This window comes from Pseudomonas sp. LBUM1652 (assembly GCF_059716105.1).
The window spans coordinates 4,615,902-4,637,943 of sequence record NZ_CP166804.1; the positions used below are offsets into that span (position 1 = coordinate 4,615,902).

At 60.3% G+C, this 22,042-nt stretch carries 21 protein-coding genes; 2 read left to right on the forward strand and 19 right to left on the reverse strand.

The annotated features are described in order from the left end of the window. Positions 1 to 23: 23 nt before the first annotated feature. From sppA to rluC, 3 genes are read right to left on the reverse strand one after another with little or no spacing between them, the layout of a single operon-like run. Positions 24 to 1,013: a signal peptide peptidase SppA gene (gene sppA / locus ACA069_RS20765; protein ID WP_489879002.1), complete on the reverse strand. Its 990-nt coding sequence runs from the start codon at positions 1,011 to 1,013 to the stop codon at positions 24 to 26. Positions 1,014 to 1,037: 24 nt separating this feature from the next. Further along, complete coding sequence (locus ACA069_RS20770; RefSeq protein ID WP_401272227.1) at positions 1,038 to 1,700, reverse strand: HAD-IA family hydrolase; 663 nt, start codon at positions 1,698 to 1,700, stop codon at positions 1,038 to 1,040. Beyond that, positions 1,687 to 2,646: a 23S rRNA pseudouridine(955/2504/2580) synthase RluC gene (gene rluC / locus ACA069_RS20775; RefSeq protein ID WP_187677799.1), complete on the reverse strand. Its 960-nt coding sequence runs from the start codon at positions 2,644 to 2,646 to the stop codon at positions 1,687 to 1,689. The genes ACA069_RS20770 and rluC overlap by 14 nt, the downstream gene beginning before the upstream one ends. A 699-nt stretch (positions 2,647 to 3,345) precedes the next feature. On the opposite strand from rluC, the gene rne reads away from it, so the two are divergent. Further along, positions 3,346 to 6,594 (forward strand): ribonuclease E, encoded by a 3,249-nt coding sequence (gene rne / locus ACA069_RS20780; RefSeq protein ID WP_497615122.1) that lies wholly within the window; start codon positions 3,346 to 3,348, stop codon positions 6,592 to 6,594. Between the two features lie 70 nt (positions 6,595 to 6,664). On the opposite strand, the gene ACA069_RS20785 is transcribed toward rne, so the two are convergent. From ACA069_RS20785 to ACA069_RS20840, 12 genes are all read right to left on the reverse strand, one after another. Continuing rightward, positions 6,665 to 7,255 carry a nucleotidyltransferase family protein gene (locus ACA069_RS20785; RefSeq protein ID WP_497615123.1) on the reverse strand — a complete coding sequence of 197 codons (591 nt, stop codon included), beginning with the start codon at positions 7,253 to 7,255 and terminating at the stop codon, positions 6,665 to 6,667. Continuing rightward, positions 7,252 to 8,232, reverse strand: coding sequence for an XdhC family protein (locus tag ACA069_RS20790; protein ID WP_497615124.1), 981 nt, complete (start codon positions 8,230 to 8,232; stop codon positions 7,252 to 7,254). Before ACA069_RS20790 ends, ACA069_RS20785 begins: the two co-directional genes overlap by 4 nt. Continuing rightward, positions 8,232 to 10,553, reverse strand: coding sequence for a xanthine dehydrogenase family protein molybdopterin-binding subunit (locus ACA069_RS20795; RefSeq protein WP_401270130.1), 2,322 nt, complete (start codon positions 10,551 to 10,553; stop codon positions 8,232 to 8,234). Before ACA069_RS20795 ends, ACA069_RS20790 begins: the two co-directional genes overlap by 1 nt. Beyond that, the gene (locus tag ACA069_RS20800; RefSeq protein WP_123466814.1) at positions 10,550 to 11,020 is read right to left on the reverse strand and encodes a (2Fe-2S)-binding protein; all 471 of its coding nucleotides are present in this window, start codon (positions 11,018 to 11,020) and stop codon (positions 10,550 to 10,552) included. The genes ACA069_RS20795 and ACA069_RS20800 overlap by 4 nt, the downstream gene beginning before the upstream one ends. 245 nt (positions 11,021 to 11,265) lie before the next feature. Further along, positions 11,266 to 12,285, reverse strand: a complete 1,020-nt coding sequence (murB, locus tag ACA069_RS20805; RefSeq protein ID WP_401270134.1) for a UDP-N-acetylmuramate dehydrogenase — start codon at positions 12,283 to 12,285, stop codon at positions 11,266 to 11,268. Further along, positions 12,282 to 12,746, reverse strand: a complete 465-nt coding sequence (locus ACA069_RS20810; protein WP_497615125.1) for a low molecular weight protein-tyrosine-phosphatase — start codon at positions 12,744 to 12,746, stop codon at positions 12,282 to 12,284. Before ACA069_RS20810 ends, murB begins: the two co-directional genes overlap by 4 nt. Next, positions 12,746 to 13,510 carry a 3-deoxy-manno-octulosonate cytidylyltransferase gene (gene kdsB / locus ACA069_RS20815; RefSeq protein ID WP_187677806.1) on the reverse strand — a complete coding sequence of 255 codons (765 nt, stop codon included), beginning with the start codon at positions 13,508 to 13,510 and terminating at the stop codon, positions 12,746 to 12,748. Before kdsB ends, ACA069_RS20810 begins: the two co-directional genes overlap by 1 nt. Continuing rightward, complete coding sequence (locus ACA069_RS20820; protein WP_187677807.1) at positions 13,507 to 13,692, reverse strand: Trm112 family protein; 186 nt, start codon at positions 13,690 to 13,692, stop codon at positions 13,507 to 13,509. Before ACA069_RS20820 ends, kdsB begins: the two co-directional genes overlap by 4 nt. A 22-nt stretch (positions 13,693 to 13,714) precedes the next feature. Then, positions 13,715 to 14,725 (reverse strand): tetraacyldisaccharide 4'-kinase, encoded by a 1,011-nt coding sequence (lpxK, locus tag ACA069_RS20825; RefSeq protein WP_401270138.1) that lies wholly within the window; start codon positions 14,723 to 14,725, stop codon positions 13,715 to 13,717. Then, positions 14,725 to 15,153, reverse strand: a complete 429-nt coding sequence (gene pocB / locus ACA069_RS20830; RefSeq protein WP_489878993.1) for a flagellar polar localization protein PocB — start codon at positions 15,151 to 15,153, stop codon at positions 14,725 to 14,727. The genes lpxK and pocB overlap by 1 nt, the downstream gene beginning before the upstream one ends. Further along, a complete protein-coding gene (gene pocA, locus ACA069_RS20835; RefSeq protein WP_167394894.1) occupies positions 15,150 to 15,785 on the reverse strand; it encodes a flagellar polar localization protein PocA in 636 nt (211 codons plus the stop codon). The genes pocB and pocA overlap by 4 nt, the downstream gene beginning before the upstream one ends. A 101-nt stretch (positions 15,786 to 15,886) precedes the next feature. Continuing rightward, positions 15,887 to 18,121: a DNA internalization-related competence protein ComEC/Rec2 gene (locus tag ACA069_RS20840; RefSeq protein ID WP_497615126.1), complete on the reverse strand. Its 2,235-nt coding sequence runs from the start codon at positions 18,119 to 18,121 to the stop codon at positions 15,887 to 15,889. Positions 18,122 to 18,257: 136 nt separating this feature from the next. Here ACA069_RS20840 and ACA069_RS20845 point away from each other — a divergent pair, with 136 nt between their 5' ends. Then, positions 18,258 to 18,776, forward strand: coding sequence for a DUF2062 domain-containing protein (locus ACA069_RS20845; RefSeq protein ID WP_187677811.1), 519 nt, complete (start codon positions 18,258 to 18,260; stop codon positions 18,774 to 18,776). 75 nt (positions 18,777 to 18,851) lie between these two features. Here the strand turns inward: ACA069_RS20845 and ACA069_RS20850 are convergent, their stop codons facing one another. From ACA069_RS20850 to ACA069_RS20865, 4 genes are all read right to left on the reverse strand, one after another. Beyond that, entirely contained in the window at positions 18,852 to 19,631 is a 780-nt protein-coding gene (locus ACA069_RS20850; protein ID WP_187677812.1) for an ABC transporter permease, read from the reverse strand. Further along, positions 19,628 to 20,560: an ABC transporter ATP-binding protein gene (locus ACA069_RS20855; RefSeq protein WP_497615127.1), complete on the reverse strand. Its 933-nt coding sequence runs from the start codon at positions 20,558 to 20,560 to the stop codon at positions 19,628 to 19,630. The genes ACA069_RS20850 and ACA069_RS20855 overlap by 4 nt, the downstream gene beginning before the upstream one ends. A 136-nt stretch (positions 20,561 to 20,696) precedes the next feature. Next, on the reverse strand, positions 20,697 to 21,320 hold the full coding sequence (locus ACA069_RS20860; RefSeq protein ID WP_401270148.1) for a glutathione S-transferase family protein: 624 nt from the start codon (positions 21,318 to 21,320) through the stop codon (positions 20,697 to 20,699). A 43-nt stretch (positions 21,321 to 21,363) separates the two neighbouring features. Beyond that, positions 21,364 to 22,023 (reverse strand): transglutaminase-like domain-containing protein, encoded by a 660-nt coding sequence (locus ACA069_RS20865; RefSeq protein ID WP_187677815.1) that lies wholly within the window; start codon positions 22,021 to 22,023, stop codon positions 21,364 to 21,366. Positions 22,024 to 22,042 lie beyond the last annotated feature (19 nt).

Here is a 22,042-nt window from a genome sequence, read left to right on the forward strand (position 1 = left end):
CGGTTTTTTTATGCATCGACAACTCAGCGCAACGAAGGCCCCTGGAAACCCATCCACATCGCCAACTGCTCAGCCACGCTGGCACCAAGCTTCTTCGAGAAACGGTCGAACGGTGATTCCTGAACAGTGAAATCCACCAGTTCTTTCTCGCCGATCACGTCACGCGCCACGGAACTGGCATTACCCAAGCCATCAATCAGCCCAAGCGGCAGTGCTTGCTCGCCCGACCAGACCAGCCCTGAGAATAGCTCCGGATGCTCTTTGTCCTTCAGACGGTCACCACGGCCTTGCTTGACGCTATTGATGAACTGCTTGTGCGTAGTGTCCAGCACGCTTTGCCAGAACGCAGTTTCTTCAGGCTTCTGTGGCTGGAACGGATCAAGGAACGACTTGTGCTCGCCGGACGTGTACGTACGACGCTCGACACCCAGCTTCTCCATGGTCCCGACAAAGCCATAACCCGCCGCCGTCACACCAATGGAGCCAACCAGACTCGCTTTGTCGGCATAGATCTGATCCGCCGCGCTGGCGATGTAATACGCACCCGACGCGCCGAGATCGGAGATCACCGCATACAACTTGGTATCCGGATGCAGCGCTCGCAGGCGTTTGATCTCGTCATACACATAACCCGACTGCACCGGACTGCCGCCCGGGCTGTTGATCCGCAGGATGACACCCTTGACCTTCTTGTCTTCGAATGCAGCACGCAGGCTACCGACAATATTATCGGCACTGGCCGGCTCCTTGTCGGCGATCACGCCAGTGACATCGATCAAAGCGGTGTAGTTGGTGCCGCGTGTGGCGCTCTTTTCCATGTCCATCAGCGGCGTGAACAGGATCAACGCAACAAACAGATAAACAAACGTCAGCAGCTTGAAGAAAATCCCCCAACGCCGCGAGCGACGCTGCTCCTGCACACCTGCCAGAAGGGTCTTCTCCAACAGCTTCCAGCTTTTCTCGTCACCGCCGTCGGCACTTGCCTTGGCCGGTGCTTTCCATTCGTCGGTCATGCCATCCACCCCAGCAAAAACATATTAAGCCTGCTTCCCCAGCCAGGCATGCAATTCGGAAAAACGGTCGATCGACAGGCGCGGCTCAAATAGCTTCAACGCCTCGATCGATTGCGCGCCATAGCTGACCGCTACCGAGCCCATCCCTGCGTTGCGCGCCATTTCGAGATCGAAGGACGAATCCCCGACCATCAGCGCCTGCTCGGGACGTACGCCGCAATGGGCGAGAATCTGCTCAAGCATCAGAGGGTGCGGCTTGCTGGCAGTTTCATCGGCAGCGCGGGTGATATCGAAATAATCTTCCCAGCCGTGCGCCTTGAGTACGCGATCCAGCCCGCGACGGGCCTTACCAGTCGCGACAGCCAAGTGATAGCCATCATCGCGAAACGAGGCCATCGACTCGACAACACCTTCGAACAACGGCGAAGGTACGGCCTCCGCGGCGATGTAGTGCTCAGCGTAAAACTCACGGAATGCAATCAGCTCGGCATCGCCGATCTCGGGATACAGCGTGCGTATCGCCTCCGGCAAGCCCAGACCAATAATGCCTTTGACGGCAAAATCGTCACGCAACTGAAAACCGGAACGTTCGGACGCAACGTGCATCGCCTCGACAATCCGACCAATGGAATCAGCCAGCGTGCCGTCCCAATCAAAAATCAGCAATTTGTAATCAGGGTGCTGCACTCAGGCGCTCCACAGTTTTGGCCCACATCTCATCGACCGGGGCCTGCAAGGTCAGCTTGCCGCCATCGGGCAGGGGCACGGTCAGCATGTAAGCGTGCAGGAACAGGCGCTTGCCGCCCAGATCACGGATTTCCTTGGTGAAGTCGTCATCGCCGTACTTGCTGTCACCGGCAATGCAATGCCCGGCGTGCAAGGTATGGACGCGAATCTGGTGGGTACGCCCGGTAACAGGCTTGGCCTCGACCATGGTGGCGAAATCGCCGAAGCGGCGCAGCACCTTGAACACGGTCAGGGCTTCTTTGCCTTCATCGTTGACTTCGACCATGCGCTCGCCGGAACGCAGATTGCTCTTGAGCAACGGCGCACTGACCTGCTTGATCGAGGTCGCCCAGTTACCGCGAACCAGCGCCATGTAGCGTTTATCGACGCCATCGCCACGCAGTTTTTCGTGCAAGTGACGCAGCATGCTGCGCTTCTTGGCGATCATCAGCAGGCCGGAGGTGTCGCGATCGAGACGGTGAACCAGTTCCAGCTCCTTGGCATCCGGACGCAACTGACGAAAGGCTTCGATTACGCCGAAATTCAATCCGCTGCCGCCGTGAACCGCAATGCCGGCGGGCTTGTTGATCACGATCAGCGCTTTGTCTTCGTAGACAATCGAGGCTTCCAGGCGCTGCAAAAGGCCTTGGGCCAGAGGCACCGGCTCGTCACGCTCCGGCACGCGAACTGGTGGCACACGCACGATATCGCCGGCCTGCAGCTTGTATTCGGGCTTGATCCGACCTTTGTTCACACGCACTTCGCCTTTGCGCAAAATGCGGTAAATCAAGGTCTTGGGCACGCCTTTGAGCCGGGCGAGGAGGAAATTGTCGATTCGTTGGCCGGCATACTCCGGCGAGACTTCAAGCAGTTGAACGCCTGGAGTCGAAGGGGCAGTAGTTGTCATGGCGCGGATGATAACAATTTTTATGGAATTGAAGCACTTAATCATTGCTGCTATAGTCGCGAACGCCGCCAAAAGCGGCCTGGACAGCGGCACCACGGTCAAAAACCGGCCCTGACCAACGCAATTCACCAGGACGCGAGGCCGTCCTACGGGGCTTTCGCTACGTAACGGTGGAGTTTGCAGTTGTAACAAGCGCAGGTGACATGAGGCCTGAATCACACCGCCGAGCAGAGTTTTAACTCGCCTGGCAGGCAAACATTCAAGGCCAGTTCACAAAGTGCAGTCAGCTGCGAATGACCTCGAGCGAACGCTTCGGAAACACTGCCTAAATTAGCCATGATGCGTGACCTCCCCTTTCGGAGCTCACGGTAAATGCCAACCCGCTGCGGATTCTGCGCGCGGCAGCACCCGAATTATCAGGGATACGTGTAGGGTGGAGATGCACAACCGCTGGACTGTGTAGCAATAGGCTTTATCAAGACGCTTCATCTCGTCCACAGCCGCTGGTTGATTCCTCCTCCTGACTGAGTGCTTAAGTAGCCACAGCAAGCAGGACGCGTACGTCGCGGTATCGGCCCAATTGGTCGCACATCGCTGGACACGGGAATGGCCAACCACTCCCGACGCACCTGACACCGACCGTGAGAAGTCGTGTGTGCCGAACGCCGTTTCCGGCAGCCCGGAAACCGACGGTACTACATGAAAAGAATGCTGATTAACGCAACTCAACCAGAAGAGTTGCGTGTTGCACTGGTAGATGGCCAACGCCTCTACGACCTGGACATCGAATCCGGTGCACGCGAGCAGAAGAAGGCCAACATCTATAAAGGCCGCATCACTCGCATCGAACCAAGCCTTGAGGCTGCCTTTGTCGATTTCGGCTCCGAGCGCCACGGCTTCCTGCCACTCAAAGAAATCTCCCGCGAATACTTCAAGAAAGCTCCTGAAGGCCGCGTCAACATCAAGGACGTCCTGAGCGAAGGCCAGGAAGTCATCGTTCAGGTCGAAAAAGAAGAACGTGGCAACAAGGGCGCAGCCCTGACCACCTTCATCAGCCTGGCCGGTCGCTACCTCGTACTGATGCCGAACAACCCGCGTGCCGGCGGTATCTCCCGTCGCATCGAAGGCGAAGAGCGCAACGAACTGCGTGAAGCGCTGAACGGCCTGGTTGCACCAGCCGACATGGGTCTGATCGTGCGTACTGCCGGCCTGGGCCGCAGCAGCGAAGAAATGCAGTGGGACCTCGACTACCTGCTGCAACTGTGGACCGCCATCAAAGAAGCCTCGCTGGATCGCTCCGCGCCATTCCTGATCTATCAGGAAAGCAACGTGATCATCCGCGCCATCCGTGATTACCTGCGCCAGGACATCGGCGAAGTGCTGATCGACAGCGTTGAAGCCCAGGACGAAGCCCTGACGTTCATCCGCCAGGTGATGCCGCAGTACGCCAGCAAGATCAAGCTGTACGAAGACAGCGTTCCGCTGTTCAACCGCTTCCAGATCGAAAGCCAGATCGAGACCGCTTTCCAGCGCGTCGTTGAACTGCCTTCCGGCGGCTCCATCGTTATCGATCCGACCGAAGCCCTGGTGTCCATCGACATCAACTCGGCGCGCGCCACCAAAGGCAGCGACATCGAAGAAACCGCCCTGCAGACCAACCTTGAAGCCGCCGAAGAAATCGCCCGTCAGTTGCGCCTGCGCGACATCGGCGGCCTGATCGTCATCGACTTCATCGACATGACCCCTGCCAAGAACCAGCGCGCCGTGGAAGAGAAAGTCCGCGAATGCCTGGAAGCCGACCGCGCTCGCGTGCAGATCGGCCGCATCTCGCGCTTCGGCCTGCTGGAAATGTCCCGTCAGCGCCTGCGTCCATCGCTGGGCGAAAGCAGCGGCATCGTCTGCCCGCGTTGCAACGGCACCGGCATCATCCGTGACGTCGAATCGCTGTCGCTGGCGATCCTGCGCCTGATCGAAGAAGAAGCCCTGAAAGACCGCACCGCTGAAGTTCGCGCACAAGTGCCGATCCCGGTGGCCGCGTTCCTGCTCAACGAAAAACGCAACTCGATCACCAAGATCGAACTGCGCACCCGTGCCCGTATCATCATCCTGCCGAACGATCACCTCGAAACGCCGCACTTCGAAGTTCAGCGCCTGCGTGACGACAGCCCGGAAGCCGCGACCAACCAGTCCAGCTACGAAATCGCTGCTGCCGCTGCCGAAGTCGAAGAAGTCCAGCCAGCCGCTGCGACCCGCACCCTGGTTCGCCAGGAAGCCGCGGTCAAGACTGCTCCGGCACGCGCCAATGCTCCGGTCCCGACCGAAGCTGCCGCCCCTGCCGCACCAGCGCCTGCTCCAGTTGCCGTACCAGAGCCTAGCTTGTTCAAAGGCCTGGTGAAGTCGCTGGTCAGCCTGTTCGCTACTAAAGAAGAGCCTGCCGCTCCGGTTGTGGTTGAAAAACCGGCTACCGAACGTCCGGCCCGCAACGAAGAGCGTCGCAACGGTCGTCAGCAGAGCCGCAACCGTAACGGTCGCCGCGATGAAGAACGCAAGCCGCGCGAAGAACGTGCACCGCGTGAAGAGCGCGCCCCACGCGAGCCGCGTGAAGAGCGTCAGCCACGTGAAGCCCGTGAAGTCCGCGAGCCGCGTGAAGCCCGCACTGAAGCCCCAGCCGCCCGCGAAGAACGCGCACCACGCGCCCCTCGTGAAGAACGTGCACCGCGCGCTCCACGCGAAGACCGCAAGCCACGTGGCGAGCGTGAAGAACGCGTGCGTGAACTGCGCGAGCCTCTGGACGCCGCTCCCGTTGCTGCGGCCGCTGCCGACGTGACCGCTGAAGAGCGTCCGGCCCGTCAGCCACGTGAAGAACGCGCTCCGCGTCCACCGCGTGAAGAGCGTCAACCGCGCGCCGAACAGGCCGCTGCTGCCGTCGCTGAAGAAGAAGTGATCAGCAATGAAGAGCAACTGCCGGAAGACGGTTCGGAGAACGCCGAAGGCGATCGCCCACGTCGTCGCTCCCGCGGCCAGCGTCGTCGCAGCAACCGTCGTGAGCGTCAGCGTGATGCCAACGGCAACGTGATCGAAGGTTCGGAAGAGTCCGAGTCCGGCGAAAACGCTGAAGCGCCGGACACTGCCGATCTGGCTGCCGGCCTGGTTGTAACCGCCGCTGTCGCCAGCACTGTGATCAGCGCTCCGGCCGAAGCACAGGCTCACGAGCAAGCCGAACGCGCCACCGCCGCTACTCTGGAAACCGCTCCAGTCGAAGCACCGGTTGTTGAAGCAACGACTCCGGTAGAATTGACTGTTGCTCCGGAAGTCGAAGTAGCACCGGTTCGCGAAGCTCAGCCGCAGTTCGAAGCTTTTGCTGAACCTGCTGCTGAACCTGCAGTAGTCGCCGAAGCGCCAGTCGTTGTTGCAGAGCCGGTTGTCGAAACCGTCGCTGAAACCGTGACCGAAACCGTGCGTGAAGTTCGCGAAGAGCAGACCGCATTCAACTGGGTTGCCGAGCCTGCCGCCGCTGAAACACCAGCGCCTGCATTCGAAGCGCCAGTAGTTGAAGAAGCCAAGGCTGCCGAACCTGCTCCAGCGCCAGTCGTTGAAGCACCGGTCGTCGAAGCGCCAGTGGTTGCCGAAGCACCTGCTCCGGTCGTTGAAGCGGCTCCGGTCAGCGCTCTGGCGCCAAACGGTCGCGCGCCAAACGACCCACGTGAAGTGCGTCGTCGCAAGCGTGAAGAAGAGCGTCTGGCGAAGGAAGCCGAACTGGCCGCCGCTGCTGCTCCGGTTGTTGCAGAGCCAGTGGTTGCTGAAGTGGTCGAGGCAGCGCCTGCACCGGTTGCTGAAGAAGCCGTGGCTGAATCGGTGATCGCTGAAGCACCACGCTCCGTTCAGGACGCGGTCGAGCACAACGAAGAGGCCCAGGAAAAAGAACACGAGCCTAAACCTCTCGTCTGATGCCTTAAGCCAATAAAAAGCCCCGCCTGATGATTCAGGCGGGGCTTTTTTATGCCTTTTGATCTTGCTGTTACTTGAACACCAACGCCTCAGGCACATCGATATCCCACAACACCCCTGGATCATCCACCGCCACTTCCACCACCCTTCCCTGCTTCAACAAAGGCCTGGCCCCGCGATCACCGGACAACGCCAACAACTCCAGACCAAACGAACGACCAAACCCCACTGGATGCCCAAACTCGCCATCCTGCACCGGCACGCTCACCGCATCGTCAGCCATCGCCGCGACCACCCGCTCGATGCTCGACGGCAAGATAAACGGCATATCTCCCAACACGATCAACCAGCCATCCACATCCGGGCAAGCCGCCACACCCGCAGCAATACTGTCGCCCATGCCAGTCGATTCAATCGAAACCACATCACAGCCATAGGCCTGCGCCATGCGCATTGCCTGCGGTCGAGCCTCAGTGGTCACCAGCACGCGCGCGTCGAGGCTAGCCGGCAGGCTCACCAACACCTGCTCGATCACCGAGCGCACAGCGCCATCACGCCCGGTGCAATCGGCCAGCAATTTGTCCTTGTCCGCACCCGCCACTTGGCGAAAGCGACTGCCCTCGCCCGCCGCCAGCACAATCACACCGATGGATCGACTCATGCGCCCTCCAGTGACTTCTTCTGCTTCAATTCAACGCCGTTCTTGATCGCGACAATTTCCGCCAAAAGGGACAAAGCGATTTCCGCCGGCGAATGACTGCCGATATGCAAACCGATCGGCCCGTGCAACCGAGCGATGGCCTGTTCCGACAAACCTAGCTGAGCCAGATTCTCCCGACGCTTCTGACTGTTGACCCGCGAACCCAGCGCGCCGACATAAAAGGCCGGCGAATCGAGGGCGGTCAGCAAGGCCATGTCATCCAGGCGCGGATCGTGAGTCAGCGCGACAATTGCCGTGCGCTCATCGGTCTGAATGCTCAATACCGCGTCATCCGGCATCCCTGGGACGAAACGACCGTGATGCTCTTCCCAACCGTAGACGAATTCGGTGCGCGGATCACAAATCAGCACTTCGAAATCCAGCAACCGCGCCATGTCCGCCACGTACCGCGACAGCTGCCCGGCGCCGATCAACAGCAGACGCCAGCGCGGGCCATAAATGGCGCGCAGTACCTTGCCGTCGAACACCAAAGAATCTGACTTGCTGGCGCCAGTCAAAACCACTTCACCGGTTTCAATGTCCAGCTCACGGGCAACAATTTCATGGGCTTCGCAACGCGCGAGCAGTTCGGCAACCCATGATGGATCACCGACACGCTCCTCGGTCAGACGCAGCGTACCGCCGCAAGGCAGGCCAAACCGCGCTGCCTCTTCGCGGGTAACGCCGTAGGTGATCAATTGCACCGGTGGCCCATCGGTAGCGATGCGCCCGTCATGCAGGCGGGCGATCAAGTCATCCTCGACACACCCGCCCGACACCGAGCCGATCACCACGCCATCCTCGCGCAATGCCAGCATGGCGCCGGGTGACCGGGGCGCGGTGCCCCAGGTCTGCACCACGCTGAACAGCACCACCCGCTGCCCGGCGCGGCGCCATTCGAGCACACTGCGCAGGACGTTAAGGTCGACGCTGTCCATTACGCCTGCGCCTTCTGCCAGCCCTGCAACTGATAACGCACTGGCAGGTTGCGGATGCGTTGGCCGGTGGCCGCGAAAATCGCATTGCACAGCGCCGGCGCAATCGGCGGCACACCCGGTTCACCGACACCACCCAACGGTACGTCGCCCGGTGGCGTCACCAGATGCACCGCGACTTCCTTCGGCGCCAGCGACATGCGCGCGACCTCGTACATATGGAAGTTGTCCTGCTGCACCTTGCCGTCCTTGAAGCTGATCTCACCCAGCACCGCGTTACCAAGGCCCATGACGCAGGCGCCCTCGAACTGCGAACGGATGCGCTCAGGGTTGATCTGCGGCCCGCAATCGACGGCGATGTCAGCCTTGTGCACGATCAGCGTGCCATCGTCCTTGACCTCGACTTCGATCACTGCGGCCACATAGGTGACGAAGCTGTAGTGCACCGCCAGCCCCAGGCCACGACCCTTGGGTAACTTGCGACCCCAACCGGCAGCCTTGGCCGCGGTTTCCAGTACGGTGCGCATGCGCCCGGTGTCGATCGGATAGCGCTCAGGGGATTCGCCGTAGTTCCACTCTTCGCTCAAGGTGCGCGGATCGATCTGTCGATCCGGGCCAAGCAACTTGACCTGGTACTTGAGCGGATCAACACCGGCCTTGTGCGCCAGTTCATCGACAAAGCTCTGGATCGCGAACCCGTGGGGAATGTTCGACACCGAGCGATACCAGCCGACCCGCGTATGCACCGTGGCTTCGGGGTTTTCCAGGCGCACGTTGGGAATGGCATAGGCCATGTTGGTGAAACCCATGCCCAGTTCGAACGCCGCTTCATGGTTCATACCGGGAGCGAACAGCGCAGTGATGCTCGGCGCCACGGTGCGATGCAGCCAGCCGGACGGCATGCCGTCCTTGCCAACACCGGCCTTCAGATATTCGGCGGACACGGTGTGGAAATACGAGTTGTGGATATCGTCCTCGCGCGTCCATTGCACCCGCACAGCTTTGCCAGGGAATTCTTTGGCGAGAATCGCGGCTTCAACGACGAAGTCCGGTTTTGACTTACGACCAAAACCACCGCCCAGCAGCGTCACATTGAACGTGACGTTATCGAACGGCAGGCCGAGGCGCTCTGCGATTCGCTCGCGAGTCACCTGCGGCGCCTGACTCGGTGCCCAGGCTTCGCAGACACCGTCCTTGAAACGGGCGATGGCAACCATCGGCTCCATCGGCGCCTGCGCCAGGTGCGGTAAATAATAAGAAGCTTCGAGGGTGCTGGCGGCGCCGCTTAGAGCTTTGTCGATATCACCGGTATTGCGCACCACTTTACCGGGCTTCAGCGAAGCGGCTTCCAGCTCTTTACGATAGGCAATCGAGTCGTAACTGGCGTTCGGGCCATCGTCCCACTCGATTTTCAGCGCTTCGCGGCCCTTGATGGCCGCCCAGGTGTTACTGGCGATAACTGCCACACCGCCCAATGGCTGAAACTCTGAAGGTAGCGGGCGGCTTTCGATCTGAATGACTTTAAGCACACCGGGGACTTTCAGCGCAGCGCTGTCATCGACCGATTTGACCTTGCCGCCGTAAACCGCCGGACGGGCGATGGTCGCATACAGCATGCCGTCGAAATGCACGTCGGCGCCGTAAACCGCGCGGCCATTGACGATGTCGTCGCCGTCGATGGCTTTGGTGCCTTCCTTGCCGATGTAGCGAAACTCCGACGGCTGCTTGAGGCGCAAGCTGTCGCGCGCCGGTACTGCCAAGGCACTGGCGGCGGCGGCAAGTTCGCCATAGCCCAGCTCGCGGCCGGACGGTTTGTGCAGAACTTTGTGCAACTGTGCGTGGCACTCGCCGACCGGCACTTTCCACTGCTCAGCCGCCGCTTGCTCAAGCATGGTCCGGGCAGCGGCGCCACAGCGACGCATCGGCTCGTACCAGTGACGCATACTGCGCGAACCGTCGGTGTCCTGGTTGCCGAAGCGCACTTCATCGCCCGGCGCCTGCTGCACTTTGACCTTGGCCCAATCGGCTTCCAGCTCATCAGCGACGACCATGGTCAGGCTGGTACGCACGCCCTGGCCCATCTCGGAACGGTTGCACACCACGGTTACCGTGCCGTCAGCAGCGATGCTGACGTAGACCTTAGGATCATCGATCCAGCCGTTGGGCATGCCATCGGCGCCAAATTTCTTCGGTTTGTCTTCGGCCAACGCATCCTGCCAGCCCCAACTTGCCGCCAGCACCAGCGCGCCGGTGGCGCTGACGCCTTTGAGAAACCCACGGCGGCTGAGGTTGCTCAGGGCGAAATCATTCGGTAGGCGACTCATGCCTTGGCCTCCTTCAGATGAGTGGAAGCCTGACGGATCGCGGTTTTGATCCGGTTGTAGGTGCCGCAGCGGCAAATGTTGCCGACCATCGCTTCTTCGATCTGCTCGTCGCTAGGGTTCGGATTGGTTTTCAGTAGCGCGGTGGCAGACATGATCTGGCCACCCTGACAGAAACCGCACTGGGCCACGGCGCTGTCGAGCCAGGCCTGCTGGACGACTTGCCCGACCGGGTCAGCGTGAAGGTTGTCGATGGTGGTCACGTTCTGCCCGACCACCGAGCCGATCGGCGTGATGCAGCTGCGCGCGGGCAAGCCGTCGATATGAATGGTGCAGGCGCCGCACAGGCCCATGCCGCAACCGAACTTGGTGCCGTTGTAACCGGCGACGTCACGAATTGCCCAGAGCAGCGGCATGTCTTCAGTGACATCGAGGGGATGGTCTTGACCGTTGAGTTTCAGGGTAATCATGGGCACGCCCGCATATTTTTGGAGGTTATGGGGTCGAGCAATCTGCCGCCGGAAACATCAGCGGTGGGTTCGCAGATCGACTCAGGCTAGTCAGGCTCTCTTGCGCCGACGAAAACGTCTGCACCGGGCCTTTGGTGGAGCAAATGGCTGGTATCGTTAGCTCGCTAAGTTAACCCAGCATTAACAAAAAAGCCCTGCACTTTTTATCAGTGCAGGGCTTTGGATGGCGCTTGGAAAGCGTAGCCTCAATAACGATTGGGCTCCATTTCCAGTTCGACATTGAAACGCTCGGAAATATCTTTCTGGATACGCTGCGCCAGATCGAGCAATTGCAGCCCCGTCGCCGCGCCGTAATTGACCAGCACCAGCGCCTGCAATTTATGCACGCCGGCATCGGCCTCACGGAAACCTTTCCAGCCTGCGCGCTCGATCAGCCAACCGGCGGCCAATTTCATCTGCCCATCCGGCTGCGCATAGGCCACCAGATCCGGGTGTTGAGCCTTGATCTGCTCAACCAGCGCCGCCGACACCAGCGGGTTCTTGAAGAAGCTGCCGGCATTGCCGAGCACCGCCGGGTCCGGGAGTTTTTCGCTGCGGATGCTGCAAATTGCGCGGCTGACGTCAGTAGGCGTCGGTTGTTCGATGCCCTGCTCGTTCAGACGCTGACGCACCGGACCGTATTCCAGATGCAGATGTGCAGCGCGGTCGAGCTTGAAGCGCACCCGCAGAATCAACCAACGTCCCGGCTCCTGCTTGAACAGGCTGTCGCGGTAGGCGAAGTTGCATTCCTCCAGGCTGAAATCGCGCAGCTCGCCGGTCTGGCGATCCAGCGCCGTGAGCCCGGCGAATACATCCTTGATCTCGACACCGTAGGCACCGATGTTCTGCATCGGCGCAGCGCCGACGGTGCCGGGAATCAGACTGAGGTTTTCCAGCCCGGACAACCCCTGCGCCAAGGTGTGTTGCACGAACGGATGCCACGGCTCGCCGGCTTCGGCTTCGATCACCACGCGGTTGCCGTCATCACTGATCACGCGAATACCGCGAGTGGCCATGCGCAGTACCAGCGCCGGGATATCAGCGGTCAGCAGCAAGTTGCTGCCACCACCGATCACCAGCAATGGCACATCGCGGGACTCGGCATACGCCAAGGCTTCGCGTACATCATCATCGCTGTGGGCTTCGGCAAACAGTTGCGCGCGAACCTCCACACCAAAACTGTTGAACGGTTTCAGGGAAACCTGCGGTTGTACCAACAAACTCATAACCGCCCCTTCACTTCGATCAACAGTTGGTCACAGGCCGCTTCGATCAGGTCCAGGACCTGCTCGAACCCCTGATCGCCGTCGTAATACGGATCAGGTACTTCATCGACCAACCCGGCATAACGACGCAGGAACAGATCCAGTTCGGCCTTGCCGGTGGCCGGTTGCAACGCCTTGAGATTGCGCAGATTGCTGTTGTCCATGGCCAGGATCAGGTCATAACTGGCGAAGTCGGCACGGCTGACCTGCTGCGCGCGTTGCGCCGACAGGTCATAACCGCGCACTTTGGCTGCGGCCTGGCTGCGTTTGTCCGGCGGATTGCCGACGTGCCAGTCACCAGTGCCGGCGGAGGCCACTTCGACCTGATCCGCCAGCCCCGCTTCACGCAGTTTTTGGCGCAACACGCCTTCCGCTGTGGGTGACCGGCAGATGTTGCCCAGGCACACAAACAAAACGCGCATCAGGCCTCCAGCAGGCGACGAACGCGTTCGAGGTCTTCGACGGTGTCGACACCGGTTGGCGGTGCGATCAGCGCGTCGGCGACATGAATCCGCACGCCGTGCCACAGGGCACGCAGTTGCTCCAGGGATTCAGTGTTTTCCAGCCAGCACGGGCCCCAGCTCACGAAATCCTGGAGGAAACCGGCGCGATAGGCATAAATGCCGATGTGGCGACGATAAGGCACGCCTTCTGGCAATTGCTCGCGATTCTTGGCGAACGCATCGCGCGCCCAAGGCAAGGTTGCACGGCTGAAGGTCAGCGCCAGACCATTAACGTCGCTGACAACTTTGACCACGTTCGGATTGAACAGGGTTTCCACGTCTTCGATCGGCTCGGCCAGGGTGGCCATGCGCGCTTCGGTGTGGGCGGCAAGGTTGGCGGCGACCTGATCGATTACGCTCGGCGGGATCAACGGCTCGTCGCCCTGCACGTTGACCACGATCGCATCGGCCTCAAGGCCCAGTTTCGCCGCGACTTCGGCCAGACGGTCGGTGCCGGAATTGTGATCTTCACGGGTCAGTACCACTTCGGCACCAAAGCCCTTGCAGGCCTCGACGATACGCGCATCGTCGGTCGCGACGACTACGCGGCTGGCGCTGCTTTTGCTCGCCTGTTCCCAGACGTGCTGGATCATCGGCTTGCCGGCAATCAACAGCAACGGTTTGCCCGGCAGCCGAGTGGAGGCGTACCGCGACGGGATGACAACGGTGAAGGCTGTGGTCATTTATCCAGGCGCTCGTCGGTGGTCAGGGTGCGGGCTTCAGTTTCGAGCATCACCGGGATGCCGTCGCGGATCGGATATGCCAGACCGGCGCCCTTACTGATCAGCTCGGTCTTGTCGGCGCTGAGCTTGAGCGGGCCTTTGCAGATAGGGCACGCGAGGATATCGAGCAATTTGGTGTCCATGAACATTCCCTGGAATAAAGAGTTAAGGCAAAAGCCGATCCGGTAACAGACGCATCAGTTGGATGTCGAACCAGGCCACAAAGGCCGGCGACGGCACCGCATCGACCGCCAGATACCACCAATCGGCAGCAGCAAAGGCACGGCACTTCACCGCGTCCTTTTCGGTCATCACCAACGGCAATGACGGCGTGAAATTCAAGGCCTGCACGCTGTACTCGGCGTGGTCGGCAAACGCATGGGGGACTGGGCGCCAGTCTAGCGCTTCGAGGGTATTGAAGAAACGTTGCGGATTGCCAATCCCGGCGACCGCATGCACGCTTTGACCGGCAGAAAAATGATCGAGCGGCTTGCGCTCGCCACTGCGCAGATTGACCAGCGCGGTGGGTTGCAGGCGGAAGGCGAACCCGTCCTCGCGATCGTCCGTCGCGCCGTTGAACAGCACGCCGTCGACGCTTTGCAGACGTTCGATCGGCTCGCGCAAAGGCCCTGCGGGCAGGCAACGCTTATTGCCCAGACCCCGGGCGGCGTCAATCAACACCAGTTCCAGATCCCGGCCCAGACGGTAATGCTGCATACCGTCGTCGGACAGGATCAGGTCCAGCGGTTCGCTGGCGAGCAAAGCTTTGACCGCCGCACTGCGATCAGGATCGATCATCAGCGGCACGCCGGTGCGCTGGACGATCAGCAATGGCTCGTCGCCTGCGATGTCAGCGCTTTGCTCCGCTTCGACCCGCCACGGCAGTTGCGGCGGTTTGGCGCCGTAGCCACGGCTGACCACGCCGACGCGCAAACCACGGCGCCGGCAATGTTCGATCAGCCAGAGGATCATTGGCGTCTTGCCGGTGCCGCCGACAGTGATATTGCCCACCACGATCAACGGCACTGGCGGCTGATAGATTTCGCCCTCGCCATCGAGAAAGCGCTGACGCTTGCCGACGACGACGCGGCGATAGAGCATTTCCAGCGGCCGCAACAGCGTCAGGGCCGGGTGCCCCTGATACCACGCGGCGAGCAAACGATCGGACAGGCTCATCAGGATTTTGGCGCCGCCTCGACCGTGGTCATGCGCAGATGGCTGAAACCGAGCTTGCCGGCCGCGTCCATGGCGGTGATCACCGATTGATGCTGAGTCTTGCCATCAGCGCTGATCGACAACGGCATATTGGTGTCACCGTTGGATTCCTTCTGCATGGCTTCCATCAAAGTCGGCAGATCGTTTTTCGGCAGAATCTTGTTGTTCACCGAAAACACGCCCTCGGCGCTGATGGCGACGTCGATCTGCTTGACCTGCTGATCTTCGGCCGGCGAACCACTGACCGCTTCCGGCAGATCGACACGCAACTGGGTCTCGCGGGTAAACGTGGTGGTCACGACGAAAAACAGCAGCAGGATGAACACCACGTCGATCAGTGACGCGAGGTTGATGTCCACGGTTTCCCGGGGCTTGCGACGGAATTTCACGCGCGGCCCTCGGCCAGGTCGACGTCACGGTCGCCCTGCACCACTTCAACCAGTTTGATTGCTTCCTGCTCCATGCCCACCACCAACTCATCGATGCGACGCTGCAGGAAACGGTGGAAGAACACCGCCGGAATACCCACCATCAGGCCTGCCGCAGTGGTGATCAGCGCTTTGGAAATACCGCCGGCCAGCACTGACGCATTAGTGGTCATGCCTGAACCGGTAAAAGCACTGAAAATATCGATCATGCCCAACACTGTACCCAACAGCCCCAACAACGGCGCCATGGCAGCGATGGTGCCGAGTGCATTGACGTAGCGCTCGAGTTCATGGATCACCCGGCCTGCGGCTTCTTCGATGCACTCTTTCATGATCTCGCGACCATGCTTGGAGTTGGCAAGGCCCGCCGCGAGGATTTCACCCAGCGGCGAATTGGCGCGCAATTCCTTGAGTTTTTCTTTATTGAGCTGTTTGTCCTTGATCCAGACCCAGACCTGGCCCAGCAGATGCTCGGGGGTAACGCGGCTGGCGCGCAGGGTCCACAGGCGCTCGGCGACAATCGCCATGGCCGCGATGGAACTCAGAATGATCGGCAACATCATCCAGCCGCCGGATTTGACCAATTCCCACACAGTGACAGTCCCCTCGAAAAAGTGCGCCACTTTACCATACCGGTTCGCGATTAAGACCCGCCGCTCCGACGACCGTGATGCCGCATTCGTGCGCCCCCCGATCAACGGGCAAAAGCGGGCGGATCACGCCAGAAGCGTCGGTGTTGGCGCATTGTCCTGGGCGGTTTGAAGGTACCGAGTTGCAGATGAATGGCGCCATGCACGGCACTGTCGTAGATGCGCAGACCCTGTTTGCGATAGCGGGCGAGCACGGTGGGGTGCGGATGCCCGAAGGAATTGCCGTGGCCTCGAGAAATCAGCACAGCGTCGGGGTTCAAGACTTTGAGCAAGGCCATTGAAGAGGAACTACGACTGCCGTGGTGCGGCGCTTGCAGCCATTGCGTAGGCACCGCCAATGGACTTTCCAGCAAGACGCGCTCGGCATGGGTGTCGATATCACCGGTCAACAGCAGGCGCTCACCATTAGCCTCGATCTGCAATACGCAGGAGCGCTGATTACTGTCGTGGGCATCCGACCATTGCCAGAGCTGAAAACTGACGCCATCCCAGTGCCACTGGCGTGCGCTTTCGCAGGCTTCGGCATTCAATTCGGCGGGCAATCCCGGTGGGTCACCACTGATGACTCGATCCACCTTCAAGCTACGCGCCACTGCCAGGGCCCCACCGGCATGATCGGCATCGGCGTGGCTGAGCAGCATCAAATCAAGTTTCTCGACCCTCAATTTGCGCAAGGCCGGCAGCACAACACGCTCACCGAGATCGAAATCACCGAAACGCGGCCCGGCGTCGTAAAGCAAGGTGTGATGCCGGGTGCGGATCAGAATCGCCAGCCCCTGACCAACATCGAGCTGCCAGATATCGGCCAATCCTGCGTCCAGTCGCTCTCTTGGCGGTACCACAAGGACTATCAGCAAGGGCCAACCCAGCGGACGCAGCGGCACCCCACGGGGCAATAGCAGCAGCACGGCACCGAGACTGCCGATGGCCAACGCCCACATGGGAATCGACGGCGCAATCCACGCGGGCCAGTGCCCGGCGATTACCGCCAGCCCCTGAAATAGCCAGTCGATCAAACCACCGGACAGCCACAACAGCCCCTCACCGACATACGGCACCGGCAGCAACAACGTTCCGAGCAGTGCCGGTGGCAACACCACCAGGCTGACCCAGGGCACTGCGAGCAAATTCGCCAACGGCCCACTGAGACTGATCGGCAGGTTCAGCGCCATCAGCACCGGACACAAACCGATCGCAATCAGCCATTGCGCCCGCGTCCACGTCTGCCACCAGCGCCACGCCCCGAGGCGACCGCCAAAAATGAAGACAAGCACCGCCACCGCCGCGAAGGACAGCCAAAAACCGGGCCGTAAACTGGCTAGCGGATCGAGCAACAGCACGCAGTTGAACGCCAACAACAGCGGCCACCACGCGCCGAGATGGCGAAAACGCAGGCGCCATAACAGCACCAGCCCGACCATCACGCAGGCCCGGCGCACTGGCACATCAAATCCGGCGAGCAGCCCGTAACCGAGCGCGGCAGCGAATGCCAGACCACAGGCCCACGGCAGCCAAGGCCAACGCAACGGCCACAGCCCATATCGGGCCAACCCGGCGACCAGCAAGTACATCACCGCCGCCAACATGCCGATGTGCTGGCCGGAGATCACCAGCAAATGCACGGTGCCGGTGTCCTGCAGGATCTGCCAATCCTCGCGACTGAGCCCGGAGCCATCGCCCAGTACCAAGGCCGCCAACGCGCCTGCCCGCCCCTGGGCGTCCACCTCAAGCAAACGCTGACGAATGCTGTCGCGCCACGCCCATCGCGCTTCGCTCAGGCGCTGGCCATCCTTGATCGTGCCGGTTGCGCCGATGCGTTGCGCCAGCAACCAGGCTTCGTAATCGAAGGCATCAGCATTGAGTAAACCGCCAGGACGCTTGAGCTTGACCGCAAGGCGCCAGCGTTCGCCACTGTTGACCGGCGGCCCGGCGTACCACGCCAGACGCATCAGCGGCGGCAGTTTGCCGTGACGCGAGCGCGCATCAGCCAATTCGAAACGCACCACACCTTCGCTGATTTGCGGCAAGCCGACCACCCGCCCTTCAAGCCAGCGGGTCTCACCGTCGAGTTTGACCGGCAATCGATCATTCAATGCCCATTGCGCGCCGACACAGGCCCAAGTGAAACCAAACAGCAAAAAAGCCACTGGAGAGCTGCGAAACGGCAGCAACATCAAACCGGCGATCGGCAACAACAGCAACAACCAGACCGGCGGTAACGCCGGCATAAAAACAGAGGCAAGCAGACCGACTGCCAGCGCCATCATCCCTGTGCGCATAAGCCCGTCCTTGAGAGTCCCGCTCTTAGGCATAGCGGCTCTTTCGCACGACCGTCGTCAACAATTGTCACAAAGTCTGAATGGGGGCTTCGTAGAATCCAGACATACTTGCCGCCTTAACCGACCGAGAAGCCTTATGCCCCGGCGCTTATTCAAACGTTACATGCCCGACCCGACGAGCATAAGGGAACACAAATCCTTACGCTTTCTCGGCAAGTTGCTGCATGACCCGAACCTCTGGCACCTCAATCGTCACTCGGTGGCTCGCGCGATGGCGGTCGGGCTGTTTGCTGCGTTTCTGCCGATTCCGGCGCAGATGCTGGTTGCAGCAGCGCTGGCCATCATCGTGCGTGGCAACATGCCAATCGCCGTCAGCCTGGTCTGGCTGACTAATCCGATCACCATGCCCGCGGTGTTTTTCTGCACCTATCAGGCCGGGGCGTGGTTGATGGATGTGCCGGCACGGCATCTGCCGGATGAGTTGACGTGGGAATGGATCAGCGGCGAGCTGTCGACGTTGTGGCAACCGTTTTTGCTGGGTTCGGTGGTGGTAGGGCTGGTGCTTGGTGCCCTCGCCTATTGCGCGGTGATGATGTATTGGCGCTGGTGGGTAGCGCGGCAATGGGCACGGCGCAAGAAGAAACGAATGTCGTGAATGCAAAACGGCCTCCGCAATGGGAGGCCGTTTTTTTGTGCTGCCTGGACTGACGCCATCAATCCTACAGGGATCTTAAGTACGCATCCCGCGCCCACTCACCAGCAACCGCGCGCAACCGAAATACAGCACCACGGTCGCTACCAGCATGAAGGTGATCGCAATGCCGATGCGGATATCCGACACCCCGAGAATGCCGTAGCGAAAGGCGTTGACCATGTGCAACACCGGGTTGGCCAGCGATACGGTCTGCCAGAACGGCGGCAGCAGAGTGATCGAGTAGAACACGCCACCCAGGTAGGTCAGCGGCGTCAGCACGAACGTCGGGATGATCGAAATGTCATCGAAGTTGCGTGCAAACACGGCGTTGATGAAACCCAGCAACGAGAAGATTGTTGCCGTCAGTACCACCACCAGTATGGTCACACCCAGGTGATGCACCTGCAAATGGGTGAAGAACAGCGACAGGATGGTCACGATGACGCCGACCATCAACCCGCGCAGCACGCCACCACAGGTGTAGCCAATCAGGATCGTGTGCGGCGACACCGGCGAGACCATCAACTCTTCGATGGAACGCTGGAATTTGCTGCCGAAGAAACTCGACACCACGTTGCCGTAGGAGTTGGTGATCACCGACATCATGATCAGCCCCGGCACGATGTACTCCATGTAGGTGAAGCCACCCATGTCGCCGATCTGCCGGCCGATCAGGTTGCCGAAGATCACGAAGTACAGAACCATGGTGATCGCCGGCGGCAGCAACGTCTGCGGCCAGATCCGGGTAAAGCGTTTGACCTCGCGGTAAACGATGGTCTGGAGCGCGACGAGGTTGGGACGGAACTCGGAACTCATACCGCCACCTTCGACAGATTTTTCTCCACCAGGGAAACGAACAGCTCCTCGAGGCGATTGGTTTTATTACGCAGGCTCAGCACCTCGATGTTCTGCAGGGCCAGTTGGCCAAACAGCGCGGTGATGCCCATGGACTTGTCGACCTGCACTTCCAGCGTATGCGCATCGATCAAACGAGACGGATAACCGATCAGTTGCGGCGCTGCAGCCAGATCACCCTTCAGATCGAGCAGGAAGGTTTCCACGTGCAACTGACCGAGCAGCTGACGCATGCTGGTGTTCTCGACGATGGTGCCGTGGTCGATGATGCCGATGTTGCGGCACAACTGCTCAGCCTCTTCCAGATAGTGCGTGGTGAGGATGATGGTGATGCCTTTCTGATTCAGTTCGGTGAGGAACGTCCACATCGAACGGCGCAGCTCGATGTCGACCCCGGCAGTCGGTTCGTCGAGGATCAGCAGGCGCGGCTCATGCACCAGCGCACGGGCAATCATCAAACGACGCTTCATACCGCCGGACAGCGAACGCGACGGCACATCACGCTTGTCCCACAGGCCGAGCTGGGTCAGGTACTGCTCGGCGCGTTCCTTGGCGATCTTCGCCGGAATGCCGTAGTAACCGGCCTGGGTCACGACGATATCGAACGTTTTTTCGAACTGGTTGAAGTTGAATTCCTGGGGCACCACGCCGATCGAGCGCTTGAGCGCTGCCGGGTTCTTGTCCAGGTCATTGCCAAAGATATTCACCGTGCCGCTGGTCTTGTTCACCAGGGTCGAGAGAATGCCGATGGTCGTGGATTTGCCGGCACCGTTGGGGCCGAGCAAGGCGAAGAAGTCACCTTCGGCGACGTCCAGATCGATACCACTCAAGGCCTGGAACCCGTTGCCGTAGGTTTTGGTTAGCTGCCGGATGGACAGAGCGGAACTCATATCTGATTTACGCACCATGGTGAAGGGAAGAAAGACATAAATAAGGGCGGGCGGCGAGGGATACAACCGCGGCGCACGAGCGCAATGGTGCTTGCCGTCGCCACACAAGTACAGTCAAGTGTGTCGATAGTAGGTATTAAGTCAACGCGGTCATGACTGCTTTCTGATACGCCGGACGCTGTTTCAGGCGCTCGTACCAGGCTTGCAGATTCGGTTGTGCCGCGCGTTCGACAGGCATCTCGAACCAGGCATAAATGAAACTGCCGAGCGGAATATCGCCCATGCCGATTTCGTTGCCGGACAAGTACGGTTGGCTGGCAAGTGCCTGATCGGCCATGCTCAGCAACTCATTACATTCTTTAATCGCGGCATTGATGGCGGGCCAATCCTGTTTGTCCACCGGGGTACGCAACACGCCCCAGAACACTGTGCGGAACGGCCCGGCAAAACTCGAGGTGGTCCAGTCCATCCACTTGTCGGCGGTGGCCCGGGCCTGTGCATCCGCCGGATACCACGCGCTATCGGGCGCATGTTTGGCTAGCAGATAGCGGACGATGGCGTTGGATTCCCACAGCACGAAGCCGTCATCCTCAATCACCGGCACCCGACCGTTCGGGTTCATCGCGCGGTACTCGGGCGTGTCGACCACGCCGAACGCACCACCGGCATCAATCGCCTCGTAAGCCAGGCCCAATTCCTCGGCAGCCCACAGTGGCTTCCTGACATTCGATGAGTTTTTCCGTCCCCAGATCTTCAGCATGACCGCCTCTTTGCAAATGAGTGGGCAGGCAGCATACGCCGGATCAGACGAGCCTGACATCACTGTGCATGTCACCCAACAGTTGCGGCTGATGATCACCGAACAGGTGTGGATAGCACTTCTCCAGGTGTTCAAAGAAGAAGGTTTCCGGCACATCGGCGAACTGGCCGTGATCGACCAGATACTCCATCAGTTGCGCACCGTCACGGTTGAACGGGTGGAAAACGCTGTCGTTGATGCCGTCGAACTCCAGCGGTGCCACATTGAACAATTCGCAGAGTTTCTGGTTGAACGCCGGTGTTGCCTTGACCCAGCGACCATTGAGAAACAACTCGGTATAGCCATGCATGGCGAACATATCGCTTTTCAGAAGCTCAAGCAGACGCGGGGTCGACAGATGATTGCGGACATCGGCCAGACCGATGCGCGCCGGGATTCCACAATGTCGAGCACACCCGGCGAGCAGCGTGGCTTTCGGCACGCAGTAGCTTTCCCCTGTCGCCAGCGCATAGCTGCCGCGCAACGTTTGCGGATCGCGACTGAAGGTATAAGGGTTGTAGCGCACCGCCTCACGCACCGCGTAATACAGACTGACCGCCTGCGCGAGTGGATCGCGGCTGGCACCACGATGCATTTCGGCGAACTCCACCACCGCCGGGTGGTCACTATCGATGAAGCGGCCGGGACTCAGATACTCGTGCATGACGACAGATCTCCTGGGT

Coding starts and splice junctions, on each gene's coding strand:
- sppA (WP_489879002.1), bottom strand. CDS start 1,013: ATGACCGACGAATGGAAAGCACCGGCCAAGGCAAGTGCCGACGGCGGT.
- rluC (WP_187677799.1), bottom strand. CDS start 2,646: ATGACAACTACTGCCCCTTCGACTCCAGGCGTTCAACTGCTTGAAGTC.
- rne (WP_497615122.1), top strand. CDS start 3,346: ATGAAAAGAATGCTGATTAACGCAACTCAACCAGAAGAGTTGCGTGTT.
- ACA069_RS20785 (WP_497615123.1), bottom strand. CDS start 7,255: ATGAGTCGATCCATCGGTGTGATTGTGCTGGCGGCGGGCGAGGGCAGT.
- ACA069_RS20790 (WP_497615124.1), bottom strand. CDS start 8,232: ATGGACAGCGTCGACCTTAACGTCCTGCGCAGTGTGCTCGAATGGCGC.
- ACA069_RS20795 (WP_401270130.1), bottom strand. CDS start 10,553: ATGAGTCGCCTACCGAATGATTTCGCCCTGAGCAACCTCAGCCGCCGT.
- ACA069_RS20800 (WP_123466814.1), bottom strand. CDS start 11,020: ATGATTACCCTGAAACTCAACGGTCAAGACCATCCCCTCGATGTCACT.
- murB (WP_401270134.1), bottom strand. CDS start 12,285: ATGAGTTTGTTGGTACAACCGCAGGTTTCCCTGAAACCGTTCAACAGT.
- ACA069_RS20810 (WP_497615125.1), bottom strand. CDS start 12,746: ATGCGCGTTTTGTTTGTGTGCCTGGGCAACATCTGCCGGTCACCCACA.
- kdsB (WP_187677806.1), bottom strand. CDS start 13,510: ATGACCACAGCCTTCACCGTTGTCATCCCGTCGCGGTACGCCTCCACT.
- ACA069_RS20820 (WP_187677807.1), bottom strand. CDS start 13,692: ATGGACACCAAATTGCTCGATATCCTCGCGTGCCCTATCTGCAAAGGC.
- lpxK (WP_401270138.1), bottom strand. CDS start 14,725: ATGAGCCTGTCCGATCGTTTGCTCGCCGCGTGGTATCAGGGGCACCCG.
- ACA069_RS20840 (WP_497615126.1), bottom strand. CDS start 18,121: ATGCGCACAGGGATGATGGCGCTGGCAGTCGGTCTGCTTGCCTCTGTT.
- ACA069_RS20845 (WP_187677811.1), top strand. CDS start 18,258: ATGCCCCGGCGCTTATTCAAACGTTACATGCCCGACCCGACGAGCATA.
- ACA069_RS20850 (WP_187677812.1), bottom strand. CDS start 19,631: ATGAGTTCCGAGTTCCGTCCCAACCTCGTCGCGCTCCAGACCATCGTT.
- ACA069_RS20855 (WP_497615127.1), bottom strand. CDS start 20,560: ATGAGTTCCGCTCTGTCCATCCGGCAGCTAACCAAAACCTACGGCAAC.
- ACA069_RS20860 (WP_401270148.1), bottom strand. CDS start 21,320: ATGCTGAAGATCTGGGGACGGAAAAACTCATCGAATGTCAGGAAGCCA.
- ACA069_RS20865 (WP_187677815.1), bottom strand. CDS start 22,023: ATGCACGAGTATCTGAGTCCCGGCCGCTTCATCGATAGTGACCACCCG.